Source organism: Pseudomonas sp. GZJR-8, assembly GCF_002916705.1.
Classification (GTDB): domain Bacteria; phylum Pseudomonadota; class Gammaproteobacteria; order Pseudomonadales; family Pseudomonadaceae; genus Aquipseudomonas; species Aquipseudomonas synxantha_A.
The window spans coordinates 161,561-178,779 of sequence record NZ_JXSI01000008.1; the positions used below are offsets into that span (position 1 = coordinate 161,561).

Below are 17,219 nucleotides of genomic sequence, written 5' to 3' on the forward strand. Positions count from 1 at the left end.
ATGCCTTGAAAAAAGGTATTTGTAGCTTAACTTGATAAAAGAACAAACATCATGCCTTCGATAACCGTAGAACCCTGCACCTTTGCCCTGTTTGGCGCCTTGGGTGATCTGGCGCTGCGCAAGTTATTTCCTGCCCTCTATCAACTCGATGGCGCCGGGCTGCTGCACGACGATACACGCATCCTGGCCCTGGCCCGTGAAGCCGGCAGCGAGCAGCAACACCTGGCCCATATCGAAAAAGAATTGCGTAAATACGTCGGCAAGGAACTCGACGAAGCCGTGGCCGTGCGCTTCCTTGCGCGCCTGGCCTACGTGCATGTCGACTTCATGAAGGCTGACGACTACGTCGCTCTTGCCGAGAAGGTCGGCGGCGAACAACGCCTGATCGCCTACTTCGCCACCCCCGCGGCGGTGTACGGGGCTATCTGCGAGAACCTGTCCAAGGTGGGCCTGGCGGAAAACACCCGCGTGGTCCTGGAAAAGCCTATCGGTTCGGACCTGGAATCCTCGCGCAAGGTCAACGATGCGGTGGCGCAGTTTTTCCCGGAAAACCGCACCTACCGTATCGACCACTATCTGGGCAAAGAAACCGTCCAGAACCTGATCGCCCTGCGTTTCGCCAACAGTTTGTTCGAAACCCAGTGGAACCAGAACTACATTTCACACGTGGAAATCACCGTGGCCGAGCAGGTCGGCATCGAAGGCCGTTGGGGCTACTTCGACAAGGCCGGCCAGCTGCGTGACATGATCCAGAACCACCTGCTGCAGTTGCTGTGCCTGATCGCCATGGACCCGCCGGCCGACCTGTCCGCCGACAGTATCCGCGACGAGAAGGTCAAGGTGCTCAAGGCCCTGGCGCCGATCAGCCCCGAGGGCCTGACCACCCAGGTGGTACGCGGCCAATACATTGCCGGCTACAGTGCGGGCAAAGCCGTGCCGGGTTATCTGGAAGAAGACAATTCCAACACCCAGAGCGACACCGAAACCTTCGTCGCCCTGCGTGCCGATATTCGCAACTGGCGTTGGGCCGGGGTGCCGTTCTACCTGCGTACCGGCAAACGTATGCCGCAAAAGCTGTCGCAGATTGTCATCCATTTCAAGGAACCGTCCCACTACATCTTCGCCCCCGAGCAGCGCCTGCAGATCAGCAACAAGCTGATCATTCGCCTGCAACCGGACGAAGGTATTTCCTTGCGCGTGATGACCAAGGAGCAGGGCCTGGACAAGGGCATGCAACTGCGCAGCGGGCCACTGCAACTGAATTTTTCCGACACCTATCGCAGCGCACGCATCCCGGATGCCTACGAGCGGTTGTTGCTGGAAGTGATGCGCGGCAATCAGAACCTGTTTGTTCGCAAAGATGAAATCGAAGCTGCGTGGAAGTGGTGTGACCAGTTGATCGCCGGCTGGAAAAAGTCCGGTGATGCACCCAAGCCGTATGCGGCGGGGTCCTGGGGGCCGATGAGCTCGATTGCACTGATTACGCGGGATGGGAGGTCGTGGTATGGCGATATCTGAATTGAAACTGCCTCAGGGCGTTACTGCCCATGAGTACCGTACGCCCACGCTGCTGGCCGATGGCCTGGCCCATGACGTGGCCGAACAACTGCGCGCTGCCATCAGCGCCCGTGGCGAGGTGACGCTGGTGGTGTCCGGTGGACGCAGCCCCGTGGCGTTTTTCCAGAACCTGGCCAAGCAGGGGCTGGACTGGTCCAGGGTCACCGTCACCCTGGCCGATGAACGCTGGGTACCGGTCGAACACGCCGACAGCAATGCCGGCCTGTTGAAGCAGCACCTGCTGCAAGGCCCGGCAGCCGCGGCCAGGTTCCTCAGCCTGTACAGTGCCGCCGCCAACCTTGAAGACGCTGCCGAGCAGGCCGATCGGCTGCTGGCCGAACTGCCCGGCATTGATGTGCTGGTGCTGGGCATGGGCGATGACGGCCACACCGCCTCGCTGTTCCCCAACAGCCCCAACCTGGCAGAGGCACTGAAGGCCGACGGTACTCGCCGTTGCTGGCCGATGCTGGCGCCAACCGTGCCGCACCAGCGCCTGACCATGAGTCGTGCGCTGCTGGCGACGGCCAACTACACCGTGCTGTCTATTTCCGGCAGTTCGAAATTGACCACCTTGAGCGCCGCGCTGGCCAGCGACGATGTTGCTGCCATGCCGATTCGCGCGTTTTTGCAACCTACTCTCGAGATTTACTGGTGCCCATGAGCCAAGGATCAGCCGCTATGAAAAGCCCTCAACCGACCGTGTCCATGGCGGATAAAGTTGCCTTGATCGACAGTCTCTGCGCCAAGGCGCGGATCCTGCCGGTGATTACCATCGCCCGCGAGCAGGACATCCTGCCGCTGGCCGATGCCCTGGCAGCTGGCGGTTTGACCGCGTTGGAAGTGACCCTGCGTTCCGAGTTCGGCCTCAAGGCCATTCAGGTCTTGCGTGAGCAACGTCCTGAGCTGTGCACCGGTGCCGGTACCGTGCTTGATCGTCACATGCTCGAAGCGGCCGAAGTGGCGGGCTCGCAATTTATCGTCACCCCTGGCATTACCCGCGACCTGCTGGAAGCCTCGGTACACAGCCCGATCCCGCTGCTGCCGGGCATCAGCAACGCCTCCGGCATCATGGAAGGCTACGGCCTGGGTTACCGCCGCTTCAAGTTGTTCCCGGCCGAAGTCAGCGGCGGCGTCGCGGCCATCAAGGCGCTGGGCGGCCCGTTTGGCGAAGTGAAATTCTGCCCGACCGGCGGCGTTGGCCCGGCCAATATCAAAAGCTACATGGCGTTGAAAAACGTGATGTGCGTGGGCGGTAGCTGGATGCTTGATCCTGAGTGGGTCAGGAACGGCGACTGGGCACGCATCCAGGAAGTTACCGCCGAGGCGCTGGCGCTGCTGGACTGAGCGGATTTACAGAATCGTTGTTGCTGTGCTTAACGGCATTTTTGCGGTGCACTTGGTCGGTGTGCCGCTTTTTTTTGCCTGCAGAAACCTCAAGAACACCGATGTTCAACTGTGGGAGCTGGCTTGCCTGCGATAGCGGTGGGTCAGCTGACATCTTTTGCGCTGATACACCGCCATCGCAGGCAAGCCAGCTCCCACATGTTTAATCTGTGCTCAACTGGTTAATGGCGTTGACTAGCACGTCGATGTCCGCTGCCGATGTCACCAACCCTGGTGTCACCCGAATACAGGTGCCAAACGACGCACCCACACGCGTGGTGGTAAACAAGTCGTAGTCCCTGCGCATACGATCCACCATCACCTGCTGATCCCGCCCGAGGAACTTGAACGCGGTGATCCCGCAATACAGCCGCGGATCATCCGAGGTCAGCACTTCAATACCCTGCAAGGGGCGCACCTGGTTTACCCACAGATCCCGCAGGTAATTGACCCGCGCACCCTTGGCCGCGGCGCCACCCAATTGCCGATGTTCTTCAAACACCAACGGCAAGGTCATCAGCGCGGGAAAGTTCGGTGTGCTGTAGGACGTACGAGCGCGCACATCCGTGGCCGGGTAGTGAAACTCGCCCATGTCCGGGTCGATATCGGCCAGGCGCTCGGGGGCGATATATAAAAAGCCCAGGGTCAGCGGTGCACCCATCCATTTGTGCAGGTTGAACCCCGCGAATTGGATGCCCAGTTCAGCCAGGTTGAACTCGAACTGGCCCAGGGCGTGGGCGCCGTCGAGGATCACGTCGATATGCTGTTCGCGTGCGGCCTTGGCAATGGCCGCAACGGGCATCACCAGGCCGGTGCGGTGAGTGACATGCGTCAGGGCCATCAGTTTAAGACGCGGATACTGCGCGAACGCCTTGTTATACGTCTGCACCAGGCTGTCGAAACTGGCCGGGTGGGTGTGTGACACCTCGATCACCTCCACGCCGCGAACATCGGCAAGCCAGCGCATGGCGCCCTTGACCGTGTCGTACTCCAAATCGCTGATCAGCACCTGGTCGCCGGGTTGCAGGCGGTTGTAGTTGCGGATCAGCGACTGTAAGGCTTCGGTAGCGTTGCGCGTGAAGGCGATCGACTCGGGGTCGACGTCAATCAATGCCGCCAGCGTGCGGCGAATCTCGACGTTTTCACCTTGCTCGAAACGTTGGCGCACATGCACCGAGTTGCTGCGGTTGATAAAGCTGATGTGCTCAAGGTATTGCGCCTGCACTGCACGGCTCATACGCCCGAAGTAGCCGTTTTCCAGGTTGATCGGCCCGGGTTGCAGGTCATAGCACTGGGCGATGGTGTGCCAGTGGCGTTCGTTGTCGGCATTCCTTGGCATGGCGAGTCTCTTAATGGCGGGGGGCAGGTTTGCCGTGTTTGGCCCGCAGTGGTTCGAGCAGTTCGGCCAGGCCGTTGTGGTCGATTTCCTGCATCAAGGCCAGCAGACCGCCCAATTCGCCGTGGGGGAAACCTTCACGGGCAAACCAGTTCAGGTAGGGGCCAGGCAGGTCGGCGATGATCCGGCCCTTGTATTTGCCGAAGGGCATTTCGCGGGTGATCAGCAGTTCGAGTTTTTCAGGATTCATAAGCTTCGCGGGATTGAGGCGAGGTCTTCGAAAATACAGGCATTCTGCATGAAGGCCAAATGACAGATCATGCAAATAACGCACATACAGATGGTTCAATATTTCATAAGTTATTGAAATTAAAGGATAAGTTAATTCTTAAAAACCTGGCACGGGCGCTGCAATAACCAAGACACCCTTCTAACCCGTACAAGGAATTGAAAAATGACTGACATCAATAAAGAATCGATCTCCGTACTGAACGACCTGATCGAAACCAGCATCGACGGCCAAAAGGGTTTCAAGGAATGCGCTGAAGATATCAAGCATCCGGAACTCAAGGCTCTGTTTGCCAAGCGCTCTGCTGATTGCGCCACTGCCGCCGCTGAATTGAAAACCGCCGTGCGTGCCCTGGGTGGCGATCCGGAAGATTCCGGCAGCGTAGCAGGTGCTCTGCACCGTGGCTGGGTCGACGTGAAGTCGATGGTCACTGGCAAGGATGAAGAAGCGGTACTGAACGAAGCCGAGCGCGGTGAAGACCACGCACTGAAGGCTTACCGTGAAGCGATCGAGAAGATCAACAAGCACAACCTGCTGGGCATTCGTGACCTGGTGGAGCGTCAGTACCACGGCGTACAGCGCAACCACGACCAAGTAAAAGCCCTGCGTAACCAGGCTCGTGCTCAGTCGTAAGACCTGCACTGTAGCAACTGTGGGAGGGGGCTTGCTCCCGATGGCGGTGAATCAGTCGACCTATTCAGTGACTGACTCACCGCCATCGGGGGCAAGCCCCCTCCCACATTTGTATTGTGTAAATGCTGAGATTGCAGTCAGCCTCAGCCAATACTGATCGGCGGCAACTCGGTCAACGTCACCACCTGCTGCTTGCGCGGCGCCAGAATCTCTGCCTCGCCATCTACCACCAACTCATCACGCTGGTTGAATACGCGTGTAGCGATGCGTACGCGAAACTTCGGCAGTTTTTCAAGGATTTCCAAACGCACGGTAAGGGTATCGCCAATCTTGACCGGCTTCTGGAAGGTCATTTGCTGGCCGATGTAGATAGTGCCCGGCCCAGGCAGCTCGCAGGCTACGGCCGCACTGATCAGCGCACCGCTGAACATGCCGTGGGCAATGCGCTCCTTGAACATGGTTGCCTTGGCGTATTCGGCATCCAGGTGCACCGGGTTGTGGTCGCCGGACATGGCAGCGAACAGCTGGATATCGCGCTCTTCTACCAACTTGCTGTAGCTGGCCGTCTGGCCGACTTCGAGGGCTTCATACGGGGTGTTGGTTACCTGGGTCATCTAAAGCTGCATCCTGTGGCTAAGCGGTAATTAATTGACTGATTTTAAACGAAAAATTATTCACAGCGGGCCGGCCTGCGCAGGGCCAGGGCCTGGTCGAGCCAGGTCAATACATCCGTTGTGACTTCATCACGGTTGGTTTCGTTGAATACTTCATGCCGCGCCTGCGGGTAGAGGTTCAATTGTATGTTCTGGCAGCCGGCCTCACGCAGGGCATGGGCCAGGTCCTTGAGACGCTTGCCTTCACTTACCGGATCACATTCGCCGCCCATCACCAGGATCGGCAAGCCCGGGTCGATCTGCGCGAGATTGGACGCTTTGCTGATTTGCTGCAAGCCGCCCAGCAGGTCGATCCACAACTGGTTGGTGCAGCGAAAACCGCAGAGCGGGTCGTTGATGTACTTGTCGACTTCGTCCGGGTCGCGGCTCAGCCAGTCGCAGGCGGTGCGATTGGGTTTGAACGCTTTGTTGAACGAGCCGAATGACAGGAACTCGATCAACGCACTGCGGCCGCGCAACCCCTGGCGCATGCGTTCGATACGTGCGATCAGCCGTGCCGCGCTATACAACGCTACCGGCTGGAAATTCGAACCGCTGAGAATCGCGCCATGCAGGCTGGCGCTGTGGTGCAGCAAATAGCCCTGGGCGATGTAGCTGCCCATGCTGTGGCCGAGCAAAATAATCGGCAGGCCCGGTTTTTGCTGGCCGATATGCTGGTTGAGGCTGGCCAGGTCGCCGACCACTTTGTTCCAGCCATCCTTTTCAGCGTACAGCCCCAGGGTGCCCTCATCGGCAGTACGCCCATGACCGCGCTGGTCCAGCGCATACACCCCGTAGCCGGCGCTGCACAAGGCGTCGGCCAGGCGAGCATAACGACCACTGTGTTCGGCCATGCCGTGGGAGAGCATCACCACCGCCTTGGGCGGGGTGTCTGGCAGCCATTGATTGACGTACAGGCGGCTGTGGTCATTCGCGGTCAGCCAGAAGGTGCTGTGGGTCATGGCGGCTTCCTTTGCTCAGGGTCGTTGCAGTGTATAGCTCATTCGCAGAGTTGCGGGGTATCTGCCTACACGTTAGACGCAAGATTCATACAATCAATGACACGATTTAGCGTATTTGCCTGTTTGCTCATAGCTGCTAACGTCCCCAAAGCTCCGCTTTTTATAAACGCTTAAAGCGGCCGGACATACTCAGGTAAGAGGACAAGAATAATGCAACCTGATTTCTGGAATGACAAACGCGCAGCGGGCGTTCCCAATGACATCGACCTCACCACCTACAAGTCGGTGATCGAAGTTTTCGAGCGTTCCTGCAAGACCTTTGCCGACCGTCCGGCGTTCAGCAACATGGGCATTACCCTGACCTACGCCGAGCTTGAACGCCAGAGTGCGGCGTTCGCCGGTTACCTTCAACAGCACACCGACCTCAAGCCTGGCGAGCGCATCGCGGTGCAAATGCCTAATGTGCTGCATTATCCGGTTGCGGTATTCGGCGCATTGCGCGCCGGGCTGATCGTGGTCAATACCAACCCGCTGTACACTCCCCGCGAGATGCGCCACCAGTTCAAGGACGCAGGTGTGCGGGCGCTGGTGTACCTCAACCTGTTCGGTTCGCGGGTGCAGGAGGTCTGCACCGACACCGAGATCGACTACTTGATCGAAGCCAGGATGGGCGACTTCATGCCCGCCGCCAAAGGTTGGCTGGTCAACACCGTGGTCGACAAGGTGAAGAAGATGGTCCCGGCCTACCACCTGCCACGGGCCGTGTCGTTCAAGCGTGCGTTGCGCATGGGCGCGGGCCTTGGGGTGACGCGCCATCCGGTAACCCTGGACGATATTGCCGTGCTGCAATACACCGGCGGCACCACCGGCCTGGCCAAGGGCGCGATGCTCACCCATGGCAACCTGGTGGCGAACATGCAGCAGGTGCGGGCGTGCATGTCGCAACTGGGTGAAGACGGCCACCCGCTGATCAAGGAAGGGCAGGAGGTCATGATCGCACCGCTGCCGCTGTACCATATCTATGCATTCACGGCGAATTGCATGTGCATGATGGTGTCCGGCAACCACAACGTGCTGATCACCAACCCACGGGACATTGGCGGCTTTATCAAGGAGCTCAAGCAGTGGCGCTTCACCGGGCTGCTGGGGCTCAACACCCTGTTTGTGGCGTTGATGGATCACCCGGATTTCAAGAGCCTGGATTTCTCCCATCTCAAGATCACCAACTCCGGCGGCACCGCTCTGGTCAAGGCCACGGCGGAACGGTGGAAGGCGCTGACCGGTTGCTCCATCGGCGAAGGCTACGGCCTCACCGAAACTTCACCGGTGGCCAGCACCAACCCGTACGGCGGCCTGTCGCGCCTGGGGACCGTGGGCATTCCGGTGCCGGGCACCGCCATGAAAGTGGTTGATGATCAAGGGCACGAACTGCCGTTGGGTGAGCGCGGCGAGTTATGCATCCAGGGCCCGCAGGTGATGAAGGGGTACTGGCAGCAACCCCAGGCCACCGCCGAAACCCTGGACGCTGAAGGCTGGCTCAAGACCGGTGACATTGCCGTGATCGACACCGACGGCTATGTCAGCATTGTTGATCGCAAGAAAGACCTGATTATCGTCTCCGGCTTCAATGTCTATCCCAACGAAATCGAAGATGTGGTGATGGCCCACCCGGCCGTAGCCAGCTGCGCGGTGATCGGCGTGCCGGACGAGCGCACGGGGGAGGCGGTGAAGCTGTTCGTGGTAGCGCGGGCCCAAGGGGTGAGCATTGAGGAGCTGAAGGCGTACTGCAAGGCCAATTTCACGGGGTACAAGGTGCCCAAGCACATTGTGCTGAGGGAGTCTTTGCCGATGACGCCGGTGGGGAAAATTCTGCGGCGCGAGCTTCGCGACATCGCCTGAATTGAAATAGGGTCAAAATGTGGGAGGGGGCTTGCTCCCGATAGCGGTGGATCAGCCAAAGACTCTGTTGACTGACACACTGCTATCGGGAGCAAGCCCCCTCCCACATTTGTTATCCGTCGCCCAGGAAAGCCCATTCCAGAGCGTATTTCATTGATATAGAATTTTTGCTCTAAAAGTGACCATTGGATATTCTTGAGTCATGTTTATGACTGTAGGGCCCTCTTTTGGCTCTAGGCGGCCCTCGGCAAAGCTGCTACTCTCGGCGCGCTTTGTGACGTCTCGGCCTGCTTGAAAGCGCCAGATTCACCTAAAAACATACACCAATAATAATCGCATCAAATGCGATGATGAATTCGCGTCGCTGAGGAGTGGGCTTCCATGAATGAAGACTTTTGGAAGGATAAGTACCCCGCCGGGATTGCTGCACAGATCAATCCAGACGAGTATCCGAATATTCAGGCGGTACTGAAGCAGTCCTGCCAGCGCTTCGCCAACAAACCGGCTTTCAGCAACCTGGGCAAGACCATCACCTACGGTGAACTCTACGAATTGTCCGGGGCATTTGCCGCGTATCTGCAACAGCATACCGACTTGAAGCCTGGCGATCGAATCGCCGTGCAACTGCCCAACGTCCTGCAATACCCGGTCGCCGTGTTCGGCGCCATTCGTGCCGGCCTGATCGTGGTCAACACCAACCCGCTGTACACCGCACGGGAAATGGAACATCAATTCAATGATTCCGGGGCCAAGGCCCTGGTTTGCCTGGCCAACATGGCGCACCTGGCTGAAAAAGTCGTGCCCAAGACCGCCGTCAAGCATGTGATCGTCACTGAAGTCGCCGACCTGCTGTCGCCGTTCAAGCGCCTGCTGATCAACAGCGTGATCAAGTACGTGAAGAAGATGGTCCCGGCCTATCACTTGCCCCAGGCCATCACGTTCAATGACGTGCTTGCCAAGGGCCATGGCCAGCCGGTGAATGATGTCAGCCCGGCCAGCAGCGATGTGGCGGTGTTGCAATATACCGGTGGTACCACCGGTGTGGCCAAGGGCGCGATGCTGACCCACCGCAACCTCGTCGCCAACATGCTGCAATGCAAGGCGCTGATGGGGTCCAACCTCAACGAAGGCTGCGAGATCCTGATCACACCGCTGCCGCTTTACCACATCTATGCCTTCACCTTTCACTGCATGGCGATGATGCTGATCGGCAACCACAACATCCTGATCAGCAACCCGCGTGACCTGCCGGCGATGGTCAAGGAACTGTCGAAGTGGAAGTTCAGCGGGTTCGTCGGCTTGAATACCCTGTTCGTGGCGCTGTGCAACAACGAAGCCTTCCGCAAACTCGATTTCTCCGCGCTCAAAGTCACCCTGTCGGGCGGCATGGCCCTGCAATTGGCGGCCGCCGAGCGTTGGAAGGCCGTGACCGGCTGTGGTATCTGCGAAGGCTACGGCATGACCGAAACCAGCCCGGTGGCCACGGTGAACCCGATCCAGCATATCCAGATCGGCACCATTGGCATTCCGGTACCGTCCACAGTGTGTAAAGTCATCGCCGACGACGGTACCGAGTTGGCGCTGGGTGAAACCGGCGAGCTGTGCGTCAAGGGCCCGCAAGTCATGAAGGGCTACTGGCAGCGCGAAGACGCCACCGCCGAGATGCTCGACAGCGAAGGTTGGCTGAAAACCGGTGACATCGCGATCATCCAGCCAGACGGCTATATGCGCATTGTCGACCGCAAGAAAGACATGATTCTGGTCTCCGGCTTCAACGTCTACCCCAACGAACTGGAAGACGTACTGGCAGGCCTGCCGGGCGTGTTGCAGTGCGCAGCCATCGGTGTGCCGGACGAGAAGTCCGGAGAGCACATCAAGATCTTCATCGTGGTCAAGCCAGGCGCCACCCTCACCAAGGACCAGGTGATGGAGCACATGCGCGCCAACGTCACCGGCTACAAGGTGCCCAAGGCTGTTGAGTTCCGTGATGCGTTGCCTACAACTAACGTCGGCAAGATTCTGCGGCGTGAATTGCGTGATGAAGAACTGAAAAAGCTGGGTGTGAAGAAATAGCCCGGTAAAGCGTGAATTGAAAAGTACCCCTCGCTGAGGGGTATTTTTTTGCCTCTGGCGCGGCGTAATGCCCGGCTTGTCACTCCACGGGCTTGTGTGATATCGACTAATAACGACGCACGCTCGCTAAATACGCGACGCTTGCAAGTTGACGGCTGATCGAGGAGTGATGATGGACTTAGGGATTAGAGGTAAATGGGCTGTCGTCTGCGCTGCCAGTAAAGGGTTGGGTTATAGCTGTGCCCAGGCGCTTGCGGACGAGGGGGTAAACATCGTGATTAACGCACGGGGCGCGCCTGACTTAGAGGCTGCCGCACAGCGTTTGAAACTCAGAAACCCTGAGGGAGAAGTCATCACGGTGGTAGGTGATATTACTGACCCTTCGATTCGCCAGGCATTGGTCGATGCTGCCCCGCAAGTTGATATATTGATCAATAATGCCGGGGGGCCCAAGCCTGGGAACTTTCGTGAGTGGACCGATCAAGAGTGGCGTGCAGCAATTGATACCAATATGTTGGCACCTATCGAACTCATCAAGTCAGTGATCGATTCCATGGCAGGTCGAGGCTTCGGCCGGATAATCAATATAACTTCCGGCGCGGTTAAAGCGCCCCTGGATGCATTGGGGCTTTCAACCTCAGTCCGATGTGGGCTTACCGGTTTTGTGGCGGGCTTGGCGCGTCAGAAAGACTTCGCGTCGAGAAACACCACGATCAATAATATTCTCCCCGGTGCGTTCAAAACCGAGCGATTGGAAAATACCTTTCAAGTGGCGGCAGAGCGTTCAGGAAAAACAGTGAACGCTATGGCTGAAAGTCGACTGGCAACCATTCCGGCGGGGCGCTTTGGTGACCCGGCTGAGTTCGCTGCATTGTGCGCTTTTTTATGCAGTCATCAGGCTGCCTATGTGACCGGTCAGAACATCCTTATCGATGGCGGCGCCTACCCGGGTATCTTCTAATGGATAGCCAAAGATGTCGTTGTGCCATATGAAATAGTAGAGTTTTTAAAATTTAAACCGCCAGCGATGGCGGTTTTTTTATGGGTTTTGCTTTTTCTTGTGTGCCGTAACGGACTGAAGTAAAACGAAAAAATTCAATGAGTCATAGATTGGATCCAATCTTATTCCATTTTGTTATTTGAAACGCGTTAAACCCTAGGATAGGTTTTTAGTGGTTGTAACAAGATATTTCTGTCGCGTCGGTGAGCGTAATGCCCGCTCGCCGATCACATTGGATCTACTGTCTTAGGGAGCAATGCATGTCGACCCAAAAACGCTTGAAAGTCTTTCCTACCTCATCGATCGGCACTATCGCCACCATCCCGTCCTCAAAACCTGAAACACAACGGGCAATTATTGCCGCCAGCCTCGCCTCGGGAACTTCTTATATTTACAACGACCTTCGTTGCCTTGAAACCGAAACAATGAAAAAGGCATGTCGTAGTATTGGTGCAATTATTGAGGAGCAACCAGGCAGATTAGTGGTAACTGGCACAGGCGGCTTGATCAAGCCCGAAAAGAAGGTGATCGACGCTCTAGGCTCCGGGTTGGTATTTCGAGTGTTTGCTGCGTTGACGTGCTTTACAACGACGCCGGCGGTTATTACCGGTGATGAAGTTCTGCGGGGGCGTGTCATGGAGCCTTTGTTTGTCGCCCTGGAAGGGCTGGGGGCCCATATTTCATGCATCAACCACAGTGGCAAGGCCCCGATTGTGAACTGGGGGGGTTATAAAGGGGGAGAGTGTACGATTGAGGGCAATATCAGCTCGCAATTCATCACTGCGATTCTGTTCTGCGCCCCCCTCGCCAAACAACCTACGGTGGTGAATATCCGCGGTGAAATTCTGTCGCTTTCGTATATCAAGCAGACTTTGGAAACCCTCAGCACCGCGGGGATCAGCTATGAGGTGAACGCTGACTATTCACAAATTACGGTGTATCCCGGCCACTATCGCAGCGCGAACTATACGATCGTCGGTGACTACACCTCATCGTCCTATTTGATCGCGGCCGGCATCATCTTTCCGGGCGAGTTGACGCTCAAGAACATGAACAGCAAGAGTTTGCAGGGCGAGCGTGCGATTCTCAAAGTGGCCGAGGCGCTGGGCGTCAATGTTGAGTTCAATGACGCTGCCAATGAAGTACGCATTGTTAATAAGTTGGCTGAGTTAAAAGGCAAGTATCATTTCGATGCGAGTGATTACCCCAATATTGTACCGACACTGGCGGCGATCGGTGCTTATGTGCAGGGTGAGTTCAAAGTGACCGGCGGCTCCATTACGCGCTTGCACAAGTCGCCACGCATTGAGGCGATGGTGACCGAGCTGGTGAAAATGGGTGTGGACATACAGCCGTTGTTTAAAAACGGCGTCTACGATGGCTTCGTTATTCGTGGTGAACCGAGTTACGCCGGTGATGCAGTGTTGTCAGCCTGGGGTGACCATCGAATTTTCATGTCATTGTTTGTGGCTTCCTTGCGGTGCCAACAGCTTAATGAGTTGGATGGTTATCAAGACGTTCATTGTTCCTTTCCGGATTTCTTCCAGGAGTTTGAACGTCTGGGCGTGTCGTTTGAAGAAAGTTCGACAGCCGCCAAGCATGTTGAAGTCTAACTTTTTATCTTTGAATTAAAGGGAGGGTGGCCTGGGTCACCCTCTATATAACGGATTATAGATCATGAATTTTCGAGAAAAGCTTGAGCGGGATGGGTACGTCGTTATTCCAGGAGTACTCTGCAGCGAGCAGGTGGAAAAGTTGCGTAAAACGTATGTCCATAGTTTGGCAGAGACCGAGCAGAGCACGCTGTTGCCAACGGCGTTTCTGCAATTTAGTGATATGGTCAATGCACTGCTCCATCCTGGTGCTATTCAGGCGATAAAGGATATTTTTCAGTCGGATTTTTCGCTGTTACCGAATTTTACGGTGCGCGAGAGCGTTTATATACCATGGCACAATGATGCGTACTTTCTTCCCGACGAAGTGATTTCGCCTAGCGCATTTCCCGAATTCTTACAGTGTGCTTATTATCTTCAAGATAATCATCCTGTGTCGGGCGGCGGCATCACCTTACTGCCGGGATCGCACAAGCTCAGTAAAGATGAAGTCAAGATCAGGCTCGCCGAACCGGTAAAATTCGAGCGCACGATCATGAGTAAGGCCGGCGATCTGGTTATTTGGGATAATCGAGTAACTCATCGCAGCAGTGCGCCGGATCAGACGCCTGTGGAAACAAAGCTGGCCATTCAATGGACTGTTTCTGCTTCGACCAAACATAACGCATCCTACATTACCTACCTGCGTGCCCGGGCTGAGCGCAGTCTGCATGTTTCGGACTATTTGCCCAACAGCCCCAAGCCATATTTTGCCGATATGCCCAATGTGCGCTACCCCTCTTCTTTTTCACAAGATGCCGTGTTGAAGATGAAGGGCGAGAACATCACATTTATCGAGATCTGAACAGGGGATTTGCAATGGAATTGCAAAGTACTGGCGAAACCGGTGCACATTACATTCTTCGCCAACTTCAGTCTTTGGGGGTTACGCACTTCTTCATGGTGCCTGGCAAGTTGATCAATGCGTTTATGCGTTGTTATCCCAGTGATGGCTCTACAACGCTTGACATTGAACCGGTGGTTACAGCGTGTGAAACAGGCGCGTCCTATATGGCCGAAGGCTATGCGCGTGCCAGTGAAACATTCGGGGTGTGCCTGGTGATAGGCGGGCCGGGTGTTACCAACGCGCTGACCGGGATCGCTTCCGCTTACACGGACCACCAGTCGGTCTTGCTCTTGTCGGGCCAGATTGCGTCATCGCTGGAAATGCAAAACGTGCTGCAGGACGGGAGCCAAACCGGCGTGAATCTGTGTGATGTATTCAAACCCATCACCCGCAGTGCCCTCGAGGTCAAGGCAGGGCAACCCTTGTCGGCGTTTTTGCGCGAATCGGTGCGGTTGTTGAAAGGCATGGAAAAAGGCCCGACCTACTTGGCCGTCAGCAAGGAAGCACTGTACGAGAAATCCACGAGCCGCGCCGATATCGCCGCCAACGTACTGGAGTCGTGGAGCAACCAAGCGCTTGCCGTTGAAAAGATCAAAAGCGCGGCGATCAAGGCCGTGTTCAAGCGCTCGACCAATCTCGTCATTCTCGCGGGGCTACGTTGCAAAAACTCCAAGGTTGGCGCTGCGCTCCTGGCATTTTCCGAGCGCTTTTCGATTCCGGTCGCGACCACCTTGAGCGCCAAAGGGCTGTTCCCGGAGGACCATCCCAACGCTTTGGGCGTTTACGGTTATTCGGGAAACAAGCGCGCTATCGAGGCGTTCAAGGGCGGTGTGGACGGTGTGATTCTCCTTGGGCTCGATACCACTCAATGGAGCACCATGCTCTGGTCCCATGAGCTAAGGCCTCAATTTGGCGCGATCCAGGTGGATGAGAACCCAGATTATCTGGGACGGTATCTTGATATTGATCACGGTGTGGTGGCGACGGGGGAGGGTTTCCTGAGGCTGGTCAGCGAGGTTCACGCACAAGAGTTGGAGGCCAGCCAGGAGAGTCGCTCCAGATGGTCGAATGATCTTCAACGGGTGCCGCTGCATTACCCGGTCGATGCCAAAGCTACGGGCAATCTTGCCGACCATCCCGCCGCCTATATCCCGGTGCTGCAAGCGTTTTTCCCCAGTGATGGCGTGGTGTGTGTCGATTCGGGCTCCCATCGATCCTTCTTCGGCCACTACTGGACCGCGCGGGGAGCGGCGGCCTATTTATCGGCAACCACATTAGGCCCGATGGGCTGGAGTATCCCGGCAGGCATCGGTGCAAGTTTCGCCCGCCCCGATGGCAAAACCATGGTGATTACCGGTGATGGCTGCATGCTGATGCAGGGCCTTGAGCTATCGACCGCCGCGAAACATGGGTTGAATATCGTCTTCGTCGTTTTCAATAACCGGTCCTATTCGGCAAGTTACTTCAATAACAAAGACAACTTAGCCGCGCTGACGCAAATTCCCGATTACAACTGGTGCCTGTTTGCCCAGAGCCTGGGCGTGAGCGCGACGTGCGTGGACTCCCCACAGGCCTTGCAAGATTGTATTGAAAGCATCATGAGCACCGCCGCACCTCATCTGATTGAAATCAAATGCGACGGGCGACATACCACGCCCAATAGCGAATACGGCACACGCTTGAAAGACCATCCATTACTGTAAGGAGCCTGTCGTGAATTCTAGAATGGTGATCACCAACTCCTGCCTGATCCTGGTATTGGGGTTGTTTTCCATTGACTTGTACAACCCCGCCTTGCCGGAGATTGCACGGGTATTTTCGGTAACTGACGCGCAGTCCCAAAACCTGGTGGTCTTCTATCTGGCAGGCTTTGCACTGTCCCAGTTGGTGTATGGGCCGATCTCCGATAGAAAAGGGCGGGTACCGGTGATTATGGTCTCCCTTGCCCTCGGCGCCTTGGGCAATTACCTGACGTCGACGGCGGACAGTATTCAGGCGCTCTATCTGTTTCGTTTGTTAACAGGCATCGGTGCTGGCGGTTGCCCCGTGATAAGCCGGGCAATATTGAGCGATACGTTCAAAGATAAAACCGAGTTGTCCAAATCGCTGACGGTGTTCTCCATGGCGTCCCAGGTCTCGCCTGCGCTTGCGCCGGTGCTGGGTGGTTTTATTACTGCTGCACTTCCTTGGCAATATAATTTCTACGCACTGACCCTGATCACGCTGCTCGGCGCCGTATTTATCAAGGCCACACTGGTTGAAACAGCTCCGCTGCAGGGCGTGCCTTCCAAACGGCTTGAGGGTTTCAAAGTACTGCTGCGCGACTTCAACTTCATGGTTTACAGCCTGGTCTCTGCGGTACTGTTTGCGATCACCATCGGCTACTTCACCGCGAGCCCATTCATCTATCAATTGCAGTTCCATCTGCAGAGCCAGGAAAACGGCCTGCTGTTCGTTGGCTACTCTGCGGGTATCGTCTTGGGTTCTTACCTGACCAAGCGGTTTTTGAATCGTTACTCGCCTGAGCGCATCCTGATGACGTCCCTGGTGGCGCTGACGGTGTTGGCGGCGCTCGCTCCGCTGGTTCTCCAGGCATTCCAACTGGTCACGGCCCCGGCGCTGGTGGCGTATGGCTTTTTGGTCGCTCTCGGCTGTGGCCTGTCCTCACCCTTGCTGTTGGGGATCAGTCTGCATGGCCAGGCAAAACATGCCGGTACCGGGAGTGCGCTGCAAGGCGCGATCAAGATGGCGGGCGCGGCAGTGGCGCTGTTCTTTTTCTCTGAGGGGCACACCAGCACCGCCATGGGGCTGATGATGGGGATACTGGTCATGTCGCTGTTTTGCCTGTTTGCCATCGCCCTGGCTCAGCGTATTGCCGGTCGGTCAGTGGCAACCGCCTGAAAGTGCGCGAGAGCGTGACTGCTGGCACAGCAGT

General features: G+C 56.6%; 15 protein-coding genes. 11 read left to right on the plus strand and 4 right to left on the minus strand.

What is annotated here, in order from left to right:
* Positions 1–51 precede the first annotated feature (51 nt).
* From zwf to TK42_RS17340, 3 genes are read left to right on the plus strand one after another with little or no spacing between them, the layout of a single operon-like run.
* Positions 52–1,518, plus strand: a complete 1,467-nt coding sequence (zwf, locus tag TK42_RS17330) for a glucose-6-phosphate dehydrogenase (RefSeq protein WP_103734748.1) — start codon at positions 52–54, stop codon at positions 1,516–1,518.
* Positions 1,505–2,218: a 6-phosphogluconolactonase gene (gene pgl, locus TK42_RS17335; RefSeq protein WP_103734749.1), complete on the plus strand. Its 714-nt coding sequence runs from the start codon at positions 1,505–1,507 to the stop codon at positions 2,216–2,218. The genes zwf and pgl overlap by 14 nt, the downstream gene beginning before the upstream one ends.
* A 17-nt stretch (positions 2,219–2,235) precedes the next feature.
* Positions 2,236–2,901: a bifunctional 4-hydroxy-2-oxoglutarate aldolase/2-dehydro-3-deoxy-phosphogluconate aldolase gene (locus TK42_RS17340; protein WP_065949399.1), complete on the plus strand. Its 666-nt coding sequence runs from the start codon at positions 2,236–2,238 to the stop codon at positions 2,899–2,901.
* A 202-nt stretch (positions 2,902–3,103) separates the two neighbouring features.
* Here TK42_RS17340 and TK42_RS17345 read toward each other — a convergent pair whose 3' ends face one another.
* Together TK42_RS17345 and TK42_RS17350 are read right to left on the minus strand one after the other, a co-directional pair.
* A complete protein-coding gene (locus TK42_RS17345; protein ID WP_103734750.1) occupies positions 3,104–4,279 on the minus strand; it encodes an aminotransferase class V-fold PLP-dependent enzyme in 1,176 nt (391 codons plus the stop codon).
* A 10-nt stretch (positions 4,280–4,289) separates the two neighbouring features.
* Positions 4,290–4,526, minus strand: coding sequence for a DUF3820 family protein (locus tag TK42_RS17350; protein WP_005790761.1), 237 nt, complete (start codon positions 4,524–4,526; stop codon positions 4,290–4,292).
* Positions 4,527–4,730: 204 nt separating this feature from the next.
* Between TK42_RS17350 and TK42_RS17355 the strand changes: the two genes are divergently transcribed.
* Positions 4,731–5,198: a PA2169 family four-helix-bundle protein gene (locus TK42_RS17355; protein ID WP_003175720.1), complete on the plus strand. Its 468-nt coding sequence runs from the start codon at positions 4,731–4,733 to the stop codon at positions 5,196–5,198.
* Between the two features lie 143 nt (positions 5,199–5,341).
* On the opposite strand, the gene TK42_RS17360 is transcribed toward TK42_RS17355, so the two are convergent.
* Entirely contained in the window at positions 5,342–5,812 is a 471-nt protein-coding gene (locus tag TK42_RS17360) for a MaoC family dehydratase (RefSeq protein ID WP_015885544.1), read from the minus strand.
* A gap of 56 nt (positions 5,813–5,868) precedes the next feature.
* Positions 5,869–6,813 (minus strand): alpha/beta hydrolase, encoded by a 945-nt coding sequence (locus tag TK42_RS17365; RefSeq protein WP_103734751.1) that lies wholly within the window; start codon positions 6,811–6,813, stop codon positions 5,869–5,871.
* Positions 6,814–7,023: 210 nt separating this feature from the next.
* Here TK42_RS17365 and fadD2 point away from each other — a divergent pair, with 210 nt between their 5' ends.
* The 7 genes from fadD2 (at position 7,024) to TK42_RS17400 (ending at position 17,185) form a co-directional block, all read left to right on the plus strand.
* The gene (fadD2, locus tag TK42_RS17370) at positions 7,024–8,712 is read left to right on the plus strand and encodes a long-chain-fatty-acid--CoA ligase FadD2 (RefSeq protein WP_078822156.1); all 1,689 of its coding nucleotides are present in this window, start codon (positions 7,024–7,026) and stop codon (positions 8,710–8,712) included.
* Positions 8,713–9,093: 381 nt separating this feature from the next.
* Positions 9,094–10,785 carry a long-chain-fatty-acid--CoA ligase FadD1 gene (fadD1, locus tag TK42_RS17375; protein ID WP_005790755.1) on the plus strand — a complete coding sequence of 564 codons (1,692 nt, stop codon included), beginning with the start codon at positions 9,094–9,096 and terminating at the stop codon, positions 10,783–10,785.
* Between the two features lie 172 nt (positions 10,786–10,957).
* Positions 10,958–11,746, plus strand: coding sequence for an SDR family oxidoreductase (locus tag TK42_RS17380; RefSeq protein ID WP_103734752.1), 789 nt, complete (start codon positions 10,958–10,960; stop codon positions 11,744–11,746).
* A 299-nt stretch (positions 11,747–12,045) separates the two neighbouring features.
* Positions 12,046–13,398 carry a 3-phosphoshikimate 1-carboxyvinyltransferase gene (gene aroA / locus TK42_RS17385; protein ID WP_032879766.1) on the plus strand — a complete coding sequence of 451 codons (1,353 nt, stop codon included), beginning with the start codon at positions 12,046–12,048 and terminating at the stop codon, positions 13,396–13,398.
* Positions 13,399–13,462: 64 nt separating this feature from the next.
* The gene (locus TK42_RS17390; protein WP_103734753.1) at positions 13,463–14,242 is read left to right on the plus strand and encodes a phytanoyl-CoA dioxygenase family protein; all 780 of its coding nucleotides are present in this window, start codon (positions 13,463–13,465) and stop codon (positions 14,240–14,242) included.
* A gap of 14 nt (positions 14,243–14,256) precedes the next feature.
* Positions 14,257–15,987, plus strand: coding sequence for a thiamine pyrophosphate-binding protein (locus TK42_RS17395; RefSeq protein WP_103734754.1), 1,731 nt, complete (start codon positions 14,257–14,259; stop codon positions 15,985–15,987).
* A 10-nt stretch (positions 15,988–15,997) separates the two neighbouring features.
* The gene (locus tag TK42_RS17400; RefSeq protein WP_103734755.1) at positions 15,998–17,185 is read left to right on the plus strand and encodes a multidrug effflux MFS transporter; all 1,188 of its coding nucleotides are present in this window, start codon (positions 15,998–16,000) and stop codon (positions 17,183–17,185) included.
* Positions 17,186–17,219 lie beyond the last annotated feature (34 nt).